This window comes from Microbulbifer mangrovi (assembly GCF_002009015.1).
Classification (GTDB): domain Bacteria; phylum Pseudomonadota; class Gammaproteobacteria; order Pseudomonadales; family Cellvibrionaceae; genus Microbulbifer; species Microbulbifer mangrovi.
In genome coordinates, this window is sequence record NZ_LZDE01000320.1 from 1 (window position 1) to 17,319 (window position 17,319).

A 17,319-nucleotide genomic window follows, 5' to 3' on the forward strand; every position below is an offset into this window, starting at 1 on the left:
GTTTTACCGGAGCCGGTGGGACCGGTGACTAGCAGGATGCCATGGGGACGTCCGAGCAGGTCCATCATGACCTTCAGATCCCGCTCAGCCATGCCCAGATGGCGCATATCCATTTTACCCGCCTGCTTATCCAGCAGTCGCATTACCACACGCTCGCCGGCAGAGGACGGCATGGTAGACACCCGCACATCCACTTCGCGCCCCCCCATCAACAGGGAGATACGGCCATCCTGAGGCACGCGCTTTTCGGCGATATCCAGTTTCGCCATTACCTTGATACGGGAAACCAGCAGCGGTGCCAGGGCGCGCCGAGGTTGCAATACCTCGCGTAATACGCCGTCCACACGGAAGCGCACTACCAGGCGCTTCTCAAAGGTTTCAATATGAATATCCGAGGCGCCCTGCTTCAGCGACTCAGCAAAAATGGCATTGATCAGTTTGACGATCGGCGCATCGTCTTCCTGCTCGAGAAGGTCTTCGGTTTCGGGCAGCGAATCGGCCACCGCCGCAAGGTCCAGGTCATCACCCAGCCCCTCGACATCCGAGAGGTTGCCACCTTCCCGGTTTTCATACTGGCGCTGCAGCGCCTCCTGGAACACCTCGACTTCGACGGCAGCGATCCCTAGCGGGGTCTCGCACAAACGTTGCACTTCAGCCAGCACGCTGGGGTTCAGGGGCGCCACATACTGACACACGGGGGTTCCGTCTACTTCCGCCAGCAGCACCTGATGGCGCTTGGCGAAAGCGTATGGCAATCGTTTTAACGCGAGATCCGTCATCACTTGACGTCCTCAGGCTCCATCGGGAGTACCTCTCCCTCTGTCGCATTACCAGAGCCGGGCGGCAGCAGGTCCGGCAATACTTCGCCGTGATTCCAGTCCCAGAGACGGCTGGTGTTGTCACGCAGGTGCAGCTGCTTTTCCTGCATATCGCGATAGCGCTTGCGCGTCTCCTCATACCCTGCGATCTGGGTGCTGAGGATTTTCGGGCGCAGGAACACCATCAGATTGGTCTTATCAACTTCCTTGTCCGAATTGCGGAACAGACGGCCGATGCCAGGAATGTCGCCCAGCAGCGGCACCTTCTGGTTGATTTCGGTTACCTTGTCTTCGATCAGGCCGCCCAGCACCAGAATGGCACCGTCATCGATAAGCACCTTGGTACGGATCTCACGCTTGCTGGTCACGATGTCCGACGCTGCAGAGCTGGCCACTGGCAGAACGTTTTCAACTTTCTGCTCAATTTCCAGGGTGACCGAATTGTTATTGTTTACCCGCGGTGTGACCTTGAGCGTGGTACCCACGTCCTGACGCTGAATGGTGGTAAACGGATCGTTGTTGCTACCAGACAGCAGCTGCTCGCCTGTGATAAACGGCACGTTCTGACCCACCAGAATTTCCGCTTCCTCGTTATCCAGCGCCATGATGGTCGGCGTCGAGAGAATATTCGCGTTGTTCTCGCTGGCCATGGCATTGATCGCCACGCGCACATCGGTGCCGCTCAGGAAGCCAAGGTTAAGACCGGAACGGGCCAGGTTCGCGGGTGCGAGAGAGAATGGATTGAATTCAGACAGCACATTGCCGTCGGCATCGATGATCGGCGTTTCCGCAAAATCGTTTTCAAAACCGGCGAACACATCGTCATCATCGCCCGCGATCCATTTCACACCGAGCTTGTTGCCGGTACCTTCGGTCACTTCAACGATAATTGCTTCAATCAATACCTGAGCGCGACGCACGTCGAGCTTGGCGATCACCCCTTTCATGGTCTCCAGCAGAGACGGCGGTGCAGTAAGAACCAGTGCGTTCAACTCTTCGTTGACCTGGATGCTCACCTCGACATCGGCAACCTGCTGGTCTTTCTCGGTTTTCTGGATGCTGCCGCTCATCCCTTCGAGGATCGGCTTGAGGTCAGCGGCACTGGCGTACTGCACGTAAACCACCGCAGTGTTGCCCTCACCTGCCAGTGGCTGGTCCAGACGCTCGATGACTTTCTTGAGCTGCTGGCGGGTGACCGGATCACCGGTGAGCAGAATACTGTTTGAGCGTTCATCTACAGCGATACGCAGGGGCTGCACATCGTTACCGGCCTGCTTGCCGCCGCCCTGCAGCAGCTCATTAATCACCTGCTTGACCTCCTTGGCGGAGGCGAACGCGAGGGGGACCAGTTCGATATCGATGGCGCCAGCCCGGTCGAGCTGCTTGATCAGACGCACGATCTGGTCGATGTTCGCCGCCCGGTCGGCAACGATCAGTGTATTGGTATCGGCGTAGGCGGCCAGATGGCCTGTCTGGGGAATAAGCGGACGCAGCATGGCGATCAGCTGCGCTGCGGAAATATTCTCAACCCGCACTGTGCGCACCACCAGGGCTTCGCCGGGCGCGCGGGTCTGGTCATCAATCACCGGGATGGCCTGCTGCTTGGCTAGCGCATCGGGCACCACCTTCCAGGCATCCCCCTGCTCTACCAGACTGAAGCCATTGACCTGCAGTACCGACATAAACACGTCAAAGGCCTGCTGATGGGTCATCGGATCACCCGCGACCACAGTCACCTTACCTTTGACATTGGGATGAACAATGATGTTCTTGCCGGTGAAATCCGCTGCCCAGTTGATGAGGTCGCGAATATCGGCGTTATCCAGCGAAAGAGTAACCCTCTCCGGGGAAGACTGAGCCAGCACCGAAAACGACAACAAAAAACCCAGGGCGGCTGCAACCAGCCGTCGGTGAAACACGCTCATCATTATAAATCTGACTCTAATTCTTATTTGGTCGGTAAATTTATGGTCTTGTAAAACGCGCCGTACCCCCCGGACGCGTGTACGAATTTAGCGTTGCTGCGCCCCTTGCCGCTGGCGGGCCATCTCGCGAAGCTTTTCCAGTCGATCGCGGATGGACTGCTGCTTGTCCGCACGATTGGAAGACGCGTTGGCACTGATCACCCGGGAAGCCTCACGAGCGTAGTTCGCATACTGCTTTGGAACAGTGGGCCGGCCATCTGCATCCGGGTAGGTCAGCTTTTCCATCTGACCGTTCCGTCGAAGGATAATATGATCGACCTCTACGGAATAGACCTCGGCACCACCTGGCAGGCTCTGACCTACATAAAAACGCTCCGCGGGCTTGCCGCGTTCCGCCACCAGCGCACTGGCGTGGTCGTTAACACTACTGCTAAGGACACCGGAAAGCACCAGATTCAGCTGGGTAATCGGAATATTGGCCAGATCCAGCTCGGGTTCTGCTTCGTTCTTGACGGCAGCAACGCCGAAAAAGGCTGTAGAAGGAAGTGAAGCGGCGGCATTCGACTGGGTTGACCGCGTGCTGCGCTCGGCCAGAAGGCCGCCATCTGTTTCGGCGGGAACCGCCAGGTTCCCGTATGCCATCACGTTGACCGCGAGCCAGCCACCAACGACGGCCACCGTAGCCAACAGGCTGCGGCGGGCAGTGTTTCCACCGGGCGCCGCAGGATTCTGCAGCGCGGACGATATTGTGCGCTTTACCAAAGACATGTTCAAAACCCGTCTCGGCTGTACCACAGACAGCATAGTTCTACTTATTGGGGCGCCTATTCTCGGGGCTAGCACCGAGAAAGGCAATGTTACCGGCCAAACAGATTAATAAATAATCAATCAGGGCGCAAAGCCCGATAACTCAACCCAATACCTGCACCACTAAAAAGGGCGGCTTTCGCCGCCCTTTCCGATCGATGTCAGTATATGACCCCGAAGTTACAGCTTTGTTTCAAGCTCGGGAACTGCATCAAACAGGTCGGCCACCAGGCCGTAATCGGCAACCGAGAAGATCGGCGCTTCTTCATCTTTGTTGATGGCCACAATCACCTTGGAGTCTTTCATGCCCGCGAGGTGCTGGATGGCACCGGAGATACCAACGGCCACGTACAGGTCGGGCGCAACAATCTTACCGGTCTGACCGACCTGCATGTCATTCGGAACAAAGCCGGCATCAACGGCGGCGCGGGAAGCACCCACGGCAGCACCCAGCTTGTCCGCCACCTTGTACAGCAGCTCGAAGTTCTCGCCGTTCTGCATACCGCGACCACCAGAAATGACCACGCGTGCGGCAGTCAGTTCCGGACGGTCGGATTCGGCCAGCTCTTCACCGACAAACTTGGATACCGCTGCGTCTTCGGCAACATCCACGTTCTCGACCACTGCACTGCCACCTTCAGCGGCAACCGGGTCAAATGCGGTGGTACGCACGGAGGCCACCTTAATGGCATCGGAGCTCTGCACGGTAGCAATCACGTTACCGGCATAAATCGGACGCTTGAAGGTATCCGGACCCTCGACAGCAATAATGTCGGAGATCGGCTGGACATCCAGCAGGGCCGCTGCGCGCGGCAGCATGTTCTTGCCGGTCGTAGTGGCCGGCGCCAGTACGTGGCTATAGTTCTTGCCCAGATCCGCCACCAGTTTGGCTACATTTTCGGCGAGTTGGTGCTCGTAGGCCGCATTGTCTGCTACCAGAACCTTGCTAACACCTTCAGCTTTCGCAGCCGCTTCTGCTGCTGCGCCACAGCCGCTACCGGCAACCAGCACGTCAATATCGCCGCCGATAGCCTTGGCCGCAGCGATGGTGTTGAGGGTTGCGCCTTTCAGTTCGGCGTTATCGTGCTCCGCAATTACAAGAATACTCATCAGATTACTTTCGCCTCGCTTTTCAGTTTTTCCACCAGTTCCGCCACATCGGCAACCTTGATGCCCGCCTGGCGCTCGGCCGGCGGCTCAACCTTCAGGGTCTTGGTGCGCGGGGCGATGTCTACACCCAGCTCATCCGGGGTAGTCGTATCGAGAGGCTTTTTCTTCGCCTTCATGATGTTGGGAAGAGAAGCGTAACGGGGCTCATTCAGACGCAGGTCGGTAGTTACCACTGCAGGCAGGGTCAGCTCAACAGTCTGCAGGCCGCCGTCGATTTCGCGGGTAACCTTCACAGAGCCATCTTCGACATTCACTTCGGAAGCGAAGGTGCCCTGCCCCATGCCAGTCAGCGCTGCCAGCATCTGGCCGGTCTGGTTGTTATCGCCATCGATGGACTGCTTGCCGAGAATAACCAGCTGCGGCTCTTCTTTTTCCACAATGGCCTTGAGGCACTTGGCAACCGCCAGCGGCTGCAGCTCGGCATCGGTCTCAACCTGGATGCCGCGGTCAGCGCCCAGCGCCAGCGCAGTACGAATCTGTTCCTGGCACTGCTTGGGGCCCATGGACACAGCGACGATCTCGCTGACCACACCCTTTTCTTTCAGGCGCACCGCCTCTTCCACCGCGATCTCGCAGAAGGGGTTGATGGACATCTTAACGTTGGCAGTGTCCACATCTGAACCGTCCGCCTTCGGGCGAACTTTCACGTTGTAATCGACAACGCGTTTCACAGCTACAAGAACTTTCATGAAAATCCCGTCTCAGTAGTCTACTTAGAAGTTGCAACCCGACAGCCAATACAGCCTCAGGGCAACGTGGGTAACTCGGGCAGCCTCCCGGCCGAGTACTGTGGCGGCCCTGCCAGATCCGCACAAAGCGGGCGATCTATGGCACCTGCGAGCTCACCTCAAGTTCAAACAGTTGTTTGAGCGGCGTGTATGGTGGCCCTTTCACAGGCCAAAATCAATAGTTGAATACTAAGCCTAGCAGTCATTCATAAGATCAATTTCAGGCCATAATTGCCCTATATTTTACTCCCGGGAAATTGGCATTTTGCGCCGCTTTTGCCAGCAGAAATGAAAACTCCTGCAATTGGTAGGGTGGCCCCGGGGCCGATATAATGCGCCAGCTTATAGATCGCCTACCGTAATTCGGCGACTGAATAATGAAACCTGCTGAGGAGTGACCTGTGGAACGCGAGTCAATGGAATACGACGTAGTCATCGTGGGAGCCGGCCCCGCCGGGCTTGCCGCCGCGTGCAAACTGCGTCAGATCAATGAAGACATCTCCGTCTGCGTCGTGGAAAAAGGCTCCGAAGTGGGCGCCCATATCCTTTCCGGTGCGGTATTCGAACCTACCGCACTCAACGAACTGTTCCCGGACTGGAAAGAGCGCGGCGCACCGCTGGAAACCGCCGTCAAAGGCGATGACATCTTTGTACTGCGCGGCCCGGAAAAGGCACTCAAGGTTCCTAATATGCTGGTACCCAGTACCATGCACAACGATGGCAATTACATCATCAGCCTTGGCAATCTGTGCCGTTGGCTTGCCGAACAGGCTGAAGCCCTGGGCGTCGAGATTTTCCCCGGCTTTGCCGCTTCAGAAGTTCTGTATAACGAAGACGGCTCTGTAAAAGGTATCGCTACAGGGGATATGGGCGTTGGCGCCAATGGCGAACACAAGGACAGCTACATGCAGGGCATGGAGCTGCACGCCAAATACACCCTGTTTGCCGAAGGTTGTCGCGGACACCTGGGCAAGCAGCTGATCGCCAAGTTCAGCCTGGACGCCGATCGCGACCCACAGCATTACGGCATCGGTATCAAGGAAATCTGGAAGATCGACAGTGCCAAGCATCAGCAAGGCCTGGTAGTACACACCGCTGGATGGCCGCTGGATGAATCCGGTTCTGCGGGCGGTGGCTTCCTCTACCACCTGGAAGACGACCAGGTTGTGGTTGGCCTGATCACTGACCTGTCATACAGTAATCCGCACGTTAGCCCGTTTGACGAATTCCAGCGCTACAAGCACCACCCGGTAATCAAACAGTACCTGGAAGGCGGTCAACGGGTCGCATACGGCGCGCGCGCCATTGTAAAAGGTGGCCTGCAGTCCCAGCCGAAGATGACCTTCCCCGGCGGCCTGCTGATCGGCGATGACGCCGGCACCCTGAACTTTGCCAAGATCAAGGGTAATCACACCGCGATGAAGTCCGGCATGCTCGCCGCCGAGTCCGTGGCAGAGGCTCTGACTGCAGAGCGCACCAGTGATGAAATCACAGACTACAGTGAGCGCTACAAAAACAGCTGGGCCTGGAAAGAACTGCATATGCAGCGCAACTTCGGTCCGGCACAGCACAAGTGGGGCAATATCTTTGGCTCTGCTTATGCGTTCCTCGACATCAATGTATTCAAGGGCAAGCTGCCCTGGACCCTGAGCGACAACAAAGCGGATCACGCACAACTGAAACCCGCAGCGGACTGCAAGAAAATCAACTATCCCAAGCCGGATGGCGTGCTGAGTTTCGACAAGCTCTCCTCGGTGTTTATCTCCAACACCAACCACGAGGAAGACCAGCCCTGTCACCTGACCCTGAAGGACAGTGATATTCCGCTGAACCACAACCTGCCGATTTATGATGAGCCGGCACAGCGCTACTGCCCTGCCGGCGTTTACGAAGTAATTGAGGAAGGCGACAGCAAACGCTTCCAGATCAACGCGCAGAACTGTGTGCATTGTAAGACCTGCGATATCAAGGATCCCACCCAGAATATCGTATGGGTAACGCCCGAAGGCGGCGGCGGCCCCAACTATCCGAATATGTAATCGGTCAGTCAATTTATCAAAGGGCACCTCTGGTGCCCTTTTTTCTTTTCGTGCATAAAAAAACCGGACACTGTCACCAGCGTCCGGTCTATCAAGGCATCCCTGTTGAGTTTTAACTTCCAGGTATTTTTCTAATTACTACGCAGTACCGCCACTCAGAACTGGTACTGGGCACTCAGGGAAAAGGACTGTCCCGGTTTCTGCTCGAACACGATCACATCCGCGCGCTCGATTTCAATTGCCTCATCCAGCAGGTTCTGCATTTTTGCCTTGATGGTGATCTCCTCAGTGGGATACCAGGAGTAAGTCAGATCCAGCGAGTGGAACGGTTGCTCGTAGGCATCCGGTGCACCGTTACGGCCCGCCAGGTACAAACGATCTCCAAACACGTTGTAGCCCAGGGTCGCGGAGTGGTTGCCATCCGGAGAGTCGAAACCAATCAGCATATTCACAACGTATTCAGAGGACCCTGTCATTTCGCGAACCGGACTAGTGGGCGCATCCGCCTCGGCACCCGCCACCAGCTCGGTTTCCTGCACTGTCAGGTTACCCTGCAGGAAGAAGCTGTCCATAAACTCACCCATGAAACCGAGGCTCTTGAGGCCTTCGATTTCGACACCGGTGATCTCACCGGACTCCGCATTGATGATCTCGCGGGCCACGTTGGTATCACTGGACGCCAGCTCAAAGAATTCGATCGGGTCGAGGATATCCTTGTAGTACGCGGAAATTGTCAGGTTGTCGCCGTTGGAGAAGAACCATTCGCCACGAATATCAAAGTTGGTAATCTCAGATGGACGCGCGTTCGGGTTACCCTTGATCTGCTCATCGGTAATCGGATCGATATAGATTGCATCAGTGATTTCACGCAGGTCTGGACGCACGGCAGTCTTACTGGCACCAAAGCGCAACTGGAAGGTATCCGCCCACAGGTTACCCATATAAGTCAGGGACAGAGAAGGATATACCGCATCTTCTACATAGGTGGCATCGCGCAGCTCATCCGGATCACTGGTGATCTGCGGATCCTCCTGGGTGTAGCCGTAGGGGTTCCAATCCAAGGCAACCTGATTGTATTCCTCCCAGCGAGCACCGGCGGCGAGACGCCATGTCTCGTTCAGGGTCCAGTCCACTTTACCGAACGCCGCATCCGTCAGAGTTGCGGCAATATAGCTCTGGTTGTTGGAACCGGCGCGATCAAATACATAGTTGTTGTCGGTATCCGTGATCTGCTCATCACCAAACACATCGTTCAGACTGCCACCCAGGGAGCTCGGGTCGTCCACGCTCAGCGCGCCGATACGAAATTCGCTCTGCTTGTAAGTACGGCCTTTTTCAGTACGGGCATAACCACCACTCAGCTCCACACTGGAACTGGAGAAATACAGAGGCAGCGTCGCGCTCCAACCGTAGTTGATCACCTCGTCATCCAGCTCGGTAAAGCGGAAGCCTGAGCTGTTCACACCGACACTCACGGAAGAGGAAACTACCTCGCCGCTCGCATTGGTGATCGCGTCCGAGCTGATACTTACCTCGTTCGGGATATCGGTACGCGCGGTGGAGTCGGAGTAGAACCAGTCCACGGTGGTCTCTTCCGGCACCCAGTTCAGCAGTCCACCCGGTACCAGTGACTTGCTCATCGCGCCAAACTGGTGACTACCTTTCACCTGGTTTACCAGCATGTCGCGCTCTTCATACTTGATCGTAACTTCACGGAAACCGCGACCATCGGAGACCTGACGGTTTTCGTTGAAATAATCGCGGATGGAAGCATCGTCATCGGTATTGCGCAGATACAGACTGGTCAGGGTAATTTCCTGCTCGTCCGCGTAGCGGATACCCAGGTTCACATTGCCACTGATATCGACCGAGTAGGTAGAAGTGTTTTCGGTATCGATACGCTCTTCCGGAAAACCGTAGCTACGCTTAAGAGTTTCCTGCTCGCGCCATTTGTTTTTGTAAGAGCCACCTGCCAGGAAGCCCACTTCCCAGTCGCTGCCCAGGTAGAAGCGGTTGCCAACACTACCCTTCAGGTCCATATCCGGATTGCTGGATTCTTCGGTCAGTTCAACGTCGCGATTCAGACTCAGAGCGAGGTTGCGGTTCAATCGCTGCGCAGCGGCAATAGCCTGTGATGCGGAGGCGAATTCCCGGCCCTCGCGTTCGAGCCCCTTCCGGATATCCTGAACGCCCAAGCGCCCCTGGAAGCGCTGCAATGCGGCCTGCAACTGGTAAGGAAGCGCGCGGGTACCGTCGTCGGTCCCAAAGTGGTCATCGTCGCCGCCGTTGTAAGACAGCACATCGCCATCAGTTTCACTGTTTGTGCCGCTGCCAATTTCAATCGAATAGGTCAGATCATCGGGAATACCCTTGGTGCGGATATTTACGTTACCACCGCCAAAGGTTGCCGCCTGGTCGGCGGAGTAGGATTTCTGTACCGCCAGGGACTCGACCACTGAGGTCGGGAAAATGTCCAGCGGAATTACGTTTCGGGTCAGATCCGGGGAAGGCACCGTGGCGCCGTTCAGCGTGGTGCTGGAATAGCGCTCGCCGAGACCGCGAACGTAAACAAACTTGTCATTTACCAGAGAGAGACCGGAAACACGGCGCAGTGCTGCAGCAACGGTGGAGTCCCCTACCCGGCCAATCATTTCAGAACCAAGAATGTCGGTTACCACTTCTTCGTCCAGGCGCTCACTCACCAGCATTTCTGCGGAGTCTTTCAGACGCCCCTGAACCATCACTTCTTCAATCTGTGGAGCCTGAGGGCCCTCGACAGCATCCATTTCTGCTTGCGCATAAGCATTAGGAGCAATGATCGAGGCCGTGGCGATAGCCAGTACCAGCGGCGCTCGTTGAAACTTTTCGTTCTTTACCATTTCCCAGGCCTCTTATCGTTCCTGCGTATTGTTCTATTCGTCTTAATCCGTCAGCGGCATTCGCGCCACCACAACATCTCAGAATCAAATAGGGCGCCGACTCCAGATCTTGAAGGCGGCGCCCTTCATAGCCGGGGCATCACAGCCCGACCACGCTTAGCTCTTATTGCTCGAACCAGAGAGCCTGAGCACGGCTGCCTTCGTGCAGACCGTAGGTCCAGCCAGCAGTCCAATCGCTGTCACCAGCGCTCAGCGCACCCAGGTAAGCACGCTCAACCGGAGTAATTGTTACCGCGGCGTCGTTCACCATCATGCTGCCGGTGTCGATGGAAAAGACAGACAGGGGGCCTTCCAGTACCTGGAAGCCGGTGTCGGCAGCAGCGGTCGGATTCAGGGCTGCATCGGCCGGAACGGTTGCAAATACGTTTCCATTGGCAACAGCCCAGGTTTCCAGATCGTCAGCACCGATCGGGCCACCTTTGGTTTTGTCGGCACAGGCAAAGATGTTGGAGGTGATCGCAGCATCCAAACCAGCTTCCAGAGCAGCGGCGGTTTCGTCGCTCTCAACACGCAGGCAATAATTGCTACCTTCAATGCCGTTTTCATCTGCAGCGAAGGAGCCGATGACCATGGAGTTGGTGATCATCGGGAAGATGCCTTCGCGGAAGCGCCAGCCCGCGCCGGGATCGTGGGTGCCTTCGGACTGGGTGGAGATGATGCAGGTCAGGCCATCAATTACCGGGCGGCTGTTCAGGCCAGCAGCAACGATGTTGCTGTTGCGCTCTAGGTCGCTGGCGTTCTCGGTGGAGTAAGAGCCGATACCGTCGGACTCGATGCAGTGGTTTCCGTCGGTTGCGCTCTGAATCACCAGCGCATTGGTGATGGAACCGCTCCATCCTTCGTCGATGTCGATGGAGTCATCGCGAACGTACATGGCCAGGTAGTTTTCGAAGCTCACTGCACCACCGAACATTTCGATGCCATCATCGTAAGTAGAGTAAACCTGCAGGTTCTTGACCATGGTGCCGGAACCAACAGCGCTAAAGGTAATACCGTTCAGCTCGTCACCGTTGGCCACTTCTGCACCAGTGTGCTTCACGCGCACATATTCCAGCTGGCCGGAGCTATCACTGTTATTGTCACCACCGTAGTTCGACTGGTCTTTACCTGCGGCTCCCTCGGCCAGTACGTGACATTCGGAAGTTTTCAGATCGGCATCGTAAGCACACTTGTTGGTGATACCGAAACCGTTGATCACCATACCGCCCCACTGCTGTACGTCTTCAGGACCTACGGTGCCTTCTACGTCAGAAAGGGAAGTGAAAGTGATTGGATCCTGTGCGGTACCAACCGCAAACAACTGGGAACCGCGGTTGACCACCATGAACTTGGTGCTGTTCGGGAAAGACAGGGTAGCACCGGCCTGAACCGTCAATTGCGCGCCGTCGCCGCCTTCGGCGATGCCAGCTGCTGCCATGGTGGTGTCGTCGTCGTAGTTGTTACCGACAAACAGGCTGCCTTCAAAGATGTGCGCACCGCCCTCTTCGAGAGCCGGGATGACCAGGTCAACGGTAAGCGGGTTTCCTGAGTCAACAAATGCGGCGCTGTAAGTACAGTTACCAGTAGCGGAATCGAATTCGCCCTGCTTCACGCTACCGGCTTTCTCGTAAGAAGCACACGGATTATTGTCAACGCCACCGTTGTCGCTGCCACCGGTAGAGTTATCTACAGAGTTGTCTTCGTTAACCGGAGCAATGTTGATGCCGCCGCTGTCACAGCCAGCCAGCAGACCAGTGATAGCAGCCGCAAGCAGCAGCTTCTTGGTTACAAGTTTCATGTATCCCCCTAACAAGGATGAAGTGAATTAATCCGTGAATATTTTTTTAATGCCAAAGCAATTTGGACGAGGGGGAGTCTAGGAATGGAGTGTTGCGAAATTGTTACGAATGAAAGACGCGGACGATAATTTTAGCGAATTAATTCAAAAATATTTCATTGTGAATTTTTTATGTCGCTTACATTTCTCTATTGTTTCGACAATATTTCAGAGATATCCCGAAGCCGGGATCAGGAGCAGTGGAAATAGAAATTTTAGCGGGCAGGTGGAAAAAATAATAGCGAGGGGATACCAGCGAAAAATACACTGACGGCTGGCCCAATTCTAAGCCAACATTGACTTCGATCAAAAATTAACCAGCTCAGTATTCCCCGAGCAAAAACTCCTCGCCATTACTTTTTAACCAGAGCTGACACAACCTGGCTGGCGGCTCTTGCGGCTCGCGCGGCTCGGCCCAATCTATAAGCTGGTAGTACACGTCGCGGGACATCCGGCCTTCCAGTCCTGCGCGCACCTCAATATAGGGTATAGGCAATGGTGGATCGCCGAACGGCTTGAGCATTAATGGATGGGATTGATCGAGGGGGACGACATCACCGGTATTGGTGGTCAACAAAACCTGCTCCCCTTCCCGCGCCGCCTGAGTGACTAGGAAAGGGACATCTTCGACACGGATGCGCCATTTTTCTACCGGTGTCACCAGGTAGTAATGGCGTCCCTCCCGCTTGAGGATACTGGCAAAGAGCTTCACCAGAGGCTGGCGCTTGATTTCTGAACCCTCGTGAATCCAATGGCCATCGGCCTGGATCACGAGGTCCATATCGCCACACAGATCAGGGTTCCATTGGGCCACAGGCGGGTGGCCGCGGAACTCCTGTTGTAGCTTTTCAAGTTGCTGGAAAAGCGGTTCAGCCAAAGCTACTACCCGGTGTTGCAGAAGGCGTCTGGGCCTGCGGCTCGGACTGGGATTGACCAACGCCGCGACGTCCAGAGATGTCGCCAATGTGCACACCGACGTCCATGATGAATTCCATCAGTCCTTCGCGATCCTCGATCACGTCTGCGAACGACTTGGAGTGATAAAGTTCCACCGCGCCCTGTACCAGCGCCCAGTAGGTGGAATAGTAATAGTAGGCAGGCACCTTTTTCAGCACCCCCTGCTCCATGCGGCGTTCAAATACGCGATTGAGTGCGGAGGCGTTGGAATTACGCAGCGCGTGCAGCTCGGCGATCATTTCCGGCGCCAGGTTGAGCGCGATAATCTTCTCTTCCAGCCGCTGGAACAGTCGATCCCGGGCGGGGTCGGCCATGCGGGACTCGAAGTAGGCACGAGCCGGCGCTGTGATATCCCCCTGCTCTGCGGTGGCAACAGCACTTTTCAGGCGCTCTGTCAGGGATTTTTCGTAGTCCATCAGCAGGCGCATATAGATCTCCGTTTTGGAGATGAAATGCTTGTAAATGGTCCCCTTACCGATGTCTACCCGCTCGGCAATCTGCTCGACGGTGACCTTTTCCTCACCGTGTTCCAAGAGCAGCTCCAGTGCCGCATCCAGGATCCGCTGCTCCCGCGCGCGGAATCGCTGAACCTTCTCTTTTGCCTTATCCATACTTCCGACCTTAGCTGTCCGTGAATTTGGAGACTGAAATTGACTATCCATTCATGAATGATAGGCAATTCCCCTAGCTTGGAAAAGTAATTCCACTGCTTGCGGCAGGACTTTGCGTCCAATCACACCCGATGAATGACCAAAACCGTGATTCCATTCACAACTCATAGAACCCTCGGGACGGACGCCCTCAGCCAACTCGTAATATTCACTAGTCCCGCCTCATACATTGACTCTAGTCGGTCACACCCTGATTGGTCATTTTTCAACCTCACTTTGCGCCGCAGTTCGAGTTTTCTCCTCATAAGAGCAATTGGACGACGCCAAATTGCCACAGCGTGACGCACTACCATAAATTTATTGCATGCAATATTATGTTTTTGCACCCAATAAAAATAAGGAGGGTGCCCACGACATAGCAACAACGGGCAATGTGCAGCACCGGCCCTGCTGCAGCCGGACTGGTGATTGCCAGCGCCCCATCTCGATTTGAACACATGCAAAGAATAAAGAAGAGACAACAATGATCATGAACATAAAGAAAGTGTCGGTAAACTCGATTGTTACCGGCCTCACCGGGTTACTGCTAGTAGCCGCCTCACAGGTGCATGCCGCACCACAGCCCGCAACCCCAACGTTACAAAGCGTAAATAGCGCTCAGCAACACAGTACGCCAATGCGCAATGTGCCGGTAACTGCACCGGTAGAGCCCCGCTATCAACCCCCTACTTCGAATACCACGCCCCAGCAGTTGAGCACGCAAACACTCTCCATAAGCACCTTGGCGGAACCCCTCGCCACCTGTGATGTTACCGGCTATGCGCAAAATACTGGTCAGGCGCTGGTGGACTACATCCTTACCGCCGAGACCAGCTGTATCAACGACCTGTATGACGGTGACAGCAATAGTTTTGCGAGTTTCACGCCGCAAAAAATGATCACCGTGGCAAATGCGGCTCAACAATTGGCTGAAGATTACGTTGCTTCAGCCGGGGACAGCAGCATCAACAAACTGTTCTACTTTCTGCGCACCGGCTATTACATCGAGTACTACTACCCGGACAATGTGAGCTTCGACACTGCCGTACAGAGCGCGGTTGTGGGCGCATTGGACAGCTTTACGGCAAATCCGGATTTCTACAGTATTTCCAGTACCCACGGGGAGGCGATTCAGGATGCCATCGTACTGATCGACAGCGCAGGCGAGAATACGCGCTACCTTCCAGTGGTAAAAAACTGGCTGCAGAGCTGGAATCAAAATGCCGCTTCCTTCAGTAGCATGCGTGCTGCCGTCAATGGCATTTTCACGGTGCTGTTTCGCGGTCACTACAGTCAGGACTTTGTCGATACCGCAGGCAGCGATACCCAACTGATGCAGTCTCTGGGTGCGTTCGCCCGCAGCGACTGGATGCTGGATTCCTCGGCGCTGTTCATGCAGGAAAATGCCGGCCGAGAGCTGGCGAGATTCCTGCAACACGACACGGTACCGGCCTACTCCACGGTCAAAAACCAGGTACAGCAGGTACTGGACCGATACAGTATGACCGGTACTGGTAAAAGTGTCTGGATTGCAACGGCCGGAAATGCAGAGTACTACGGCAACTGTAATGATTTCGGTATCTGCGGATTCGCCGACGACCTTGAACAACAAGTCCTGGCTGACCGACATACCTGCAGCAGCACCCTGCGTATCCACGCTCAGGATATGAGCAACACGGAAATGACAGATTCCTGTTCACAGCTCGCGGATCAGGAGACTTACTTCCATCAGCTTCTGGCGACCAACTACAACCCTGTCGCTGACGACCTGAATACCGATCTCGAAGTGGTGGTATTTGACGATTGGGATGAGTACAACACCTATGCCTCACTATTCTATGGCATCGATACCAATAATGGCGGCATGTATCTGGAGGGTGATCCCTCAAGTGCAGACAACCAGGCGCGATTCATCGCCCATGAAGCCGACTGGTTGCGCCCGGATTTTGAAGTGTGGAACCTTACCCACGAATACGTGCACTATCTGGACGGGCGCTTCAACCTTTACGGTGGCTTCGGCGATGCACGTACCGGCACCCATAAAACCGTCTGGTGGATCGAGGGACTTGCAGAGTATGTCTCCAAACAGGATTTCAACGATACCGCGATCGATCTCGCCCGCACCGGTGAATTCAACCTGAGTGAAATCTTTGCCAATACCTACAGCAGTGGCCAGGACCGCGTGTACCGCTGGGGCTACCTGGCAGTGCGCTTCATGTTTGAAAAACATCACAGTGAAGTCGTCCAGTTACTGGCGTACCTGCGCGCAGGCGACTACGACGCTTACCTGAACTATCTCAACAATATCGGGACCACTTACGACAGCGAGTGGCAGAGCTGGCTGCAGCAGGTGGAAAGCACCACTGACGGCGGTGGTGACGATGGTGGAGATGATGGCGGCGATAACGGCGGAGACGGCACACCGACTGCCCTGTCCAATAATGTCGAAGTAAGTGGACTCTCTGTCACAACTGCGGGAGACGACCTGCACTACTACATCGATGTACCGGCAAATACAGAGAGCCTCAGCATAGCCATCAGTGGCGGTAGCGGAGATGCAGACCTGTACCTGCGTTACGGTATTGAAGCCACCGACGCAGAATACGCGTGTCGTCCCTATATCGGTGGCAATACGGAAGTCTGTGACATCGAAAACCCACAACAGGGTCGCTGGTACGTCAGAGTGAAAGCCTACCAGGCATTCAGCAACGTCAGCCTGCTGCCCAGCTTCGTCACCGGCAGCACCCTGTCCTGTAGCGGCACCCCGGTTTCTTACGGCAACCTGGAGCTGGAAACCAGTACGTGTCTATCTGACAACAGCAGCCTCAATTATTACTACACGTTCATCCCGGAAGGAACCAGCAGTCTGACTGTGAAGCTGTTTGGAGGCGAAGGGAATGCGGACCTGTACGTCAACGATGCGACCTGGGCCACTGAGTCCGATTACGATCAGCGCGCTACCAATAGTGGTAACGAAGAAACCCTGACCGTAAGCGCACCAGAGTCCGGCTGGTACTACATTTCGGTCGTTGCCTCTGAAGCTTACAGCAATGTCGGCATACAACTGACAACCAACTAACCACTTCCAAACTGGCAGTCAATCTCGGCCTTGCGCCGGGATTGCAGCCTTTAATTCTTCGATATAAACGTTAAAGAGTCTGGAGAATTGCGCTTGATGTATTCGATACCTTCTTTATCCGCAAGGTTTATTTTATTTTTTACCGTCGCGACGGTACTTGTCGGAGCCTGCAGTCGAAAACCTGTAGCGAATGACGAAGTTGCACAGATACTTTCTCCGAATAGCCAGCTGTGGGAAACGGGCGATATTCATACGCCCGAATATTTTCGACAAGCCATTCAGCAACTCGGCCAGTTGCTATCCACGCCGGCGCCGGACACCGGCAAAGTTGACCGGCTTATGTATTATCTGCGCGCATACAGTTATTTGGGTCCTTACGAAGAAATTGATC

11 protein-coding genes are annotated in these 17,319 nt (G+C 55.2%); 2 read left to right on the plus strand and 9 right to left on the minus strand.

The genetic code is table 11. From position 1 onward, the window contains the following. From B4U49_RS11655 to B4U49_RS11675, 5 genes are all read right to left on the minus strand, one after another. On the minus strand, positions 1 to 779 hold a 779-nt coding region (locus B4U49_RS11655; protein ID WP_162276139.1), incomplete at its 3' end, for a GspE/PulE family protein. Further along, entirely contained in the window at positions 779 to 2,746 is a 1,968-nt protein-coding gene (gspD, locus tag B4U49_RS11660; RefSeq protein ID WP_078084773.1) for a type II secretion system secretin GspD, read from the minus strand. The genes gspD and B4U49_RS11655, both read right to left, overlap by 1 nt. A gap of 84 nt (positions 2,747 to 2,830) precedes the next feature. Continuing rightward, positions 2,831 to 3,511, minus strand: coding sequence for a type II secretion system protein N (locus B4U49_RS11665; protein WP_078084774.1), 681 nt, complete (start codon positions 3,509 to 3,511; stop codon positions 2,831 to 2,833). 219 nt (positions 3,512 to 3,730) lie between these two features. Then, positions 3,731 to 4,660 carry an electron transfer flavoprotein subunit alpha/FixB family protein gene (locus B4U49_RS11670; RefSeq protein WP_078084775.1) on the minus strand — a complete coding sequence of 310 codons (930 nt, stop codon included), beginning with the start codon at positions 4,658 to 4,660 and terminating at the stop codon, positions 3,731 to 3,733. After that, positions 4,660 to 5,409 (minus strand): electron transfer flavoprotein subunit beta/FixA family protein, encoded by a 750-nt coding sequence (locus B4U49_RS11675; protein WP_078084776.1) that lies wholly within the window; start codon positions 5,407 to 5,409, stop codon positions 4,660 to 4,662. The genes B4U49_RS11670 and B4U49_RS11675 overlap by 1 nt, the downstream gene beginning before the upstream one ends. Before the next feature lie 440 nt (positions 5,410 to 5,849). Between B4U49_RS11675 and B4U49_RS11680 the strand changes: the two genes are divergently transcribed. Beyond that, the gene (locus B4U49_RS11680) at positions 5,850 to 7,487 is read left to right on the plus strand and encodes an electron transfer flavoprotein-ubiquinone oxidoreductase (RefSeq protein ID WP_078084777.1); all 1,638 of its coding nucleotides are present in this window, start codon (positions 5,850 to 5,852) and stop codon (positions 7,485 to 7,487) included. 155 nt (positions 7,488 to 7,642) lie between these two features. On the opposite strand, the gene B4U49_RS11685 is transcribed toward B4U49_RS11680, so the two are convergent. The 4 genes from B4U49_RS11685 to B4U49_RS11700 form a co-directional block, all read right to left on the minus strand. Further along, positions 7,643 to 10,366 carry a TonB-dependent receptor domain-containing protein gene (locus B4U49_RS11685; protein ID WP_078084778.1) on the minus strand — a complete coding sequence of 908 codons (2,724 nt, stop codon included), beginning with the start codon at positions 10,364 to 10,366 and terminating at the stop codon, positions 7,643 to 7,645. 163 nt (positions 10,367 to 10,529) lie between these two features. Next, positions 10,530 to 12,203: a serine/threonine protein kinase gene (locus B4U49_RS11690; RefSeq protein WP_078084779.1), complete on the minus strand. Its 1,674-nt coding sequence runs from the start codon at positions 12,201 to 12,203 to the stop codon at positions 10,530 to 10,532. Positions 12,204 to 12,564: 361 nt separating this feature from the next. Beyond that, entirely contained in the window at positions 12,565 to 13,119 is a 555-nt protein-coding gene (locus B4U49_RS11695; protein WP_078084780.1) for a DUF1285 domain-containing protein, read from the minus strand. Continuing rightward, positions 13,112 to 13,810 (minus strand): TetR/AcrR family transcriptional regulator, encoded by a 699-nt coding sequence (locus B4U49_RS11700; RefSeq protein ID WP_078084781.1) that lies wholly within the window; start codon positions 13,808 to 13,810, stop codon positions 13,112 to 13,114. The genes B4U49_RS11695 and B4U49_RS11700 overlap by 8 nt, the downstream gene beginning before the upstream one ends. Positions 13,811 to 14,333: 523 nt before the next feature. On the opposite strand from B4U49_RS11700, the gene B4U49_RS11705 reads away from it, so the two are divergent. Continuing rightward, complete coding sequence (locus B4U49_RS11705) at positions 14,334 to 16,928, plus strand: M9 family metallopeptidase (RefSeq protein WP_078084782.1); 2,595 nt, start codon at positions 14,334 to 14,336, stop codon at positions 16,926 to 16,928. Positions 16,929 to 17,319: the final 391 nt, after the last annotated feature.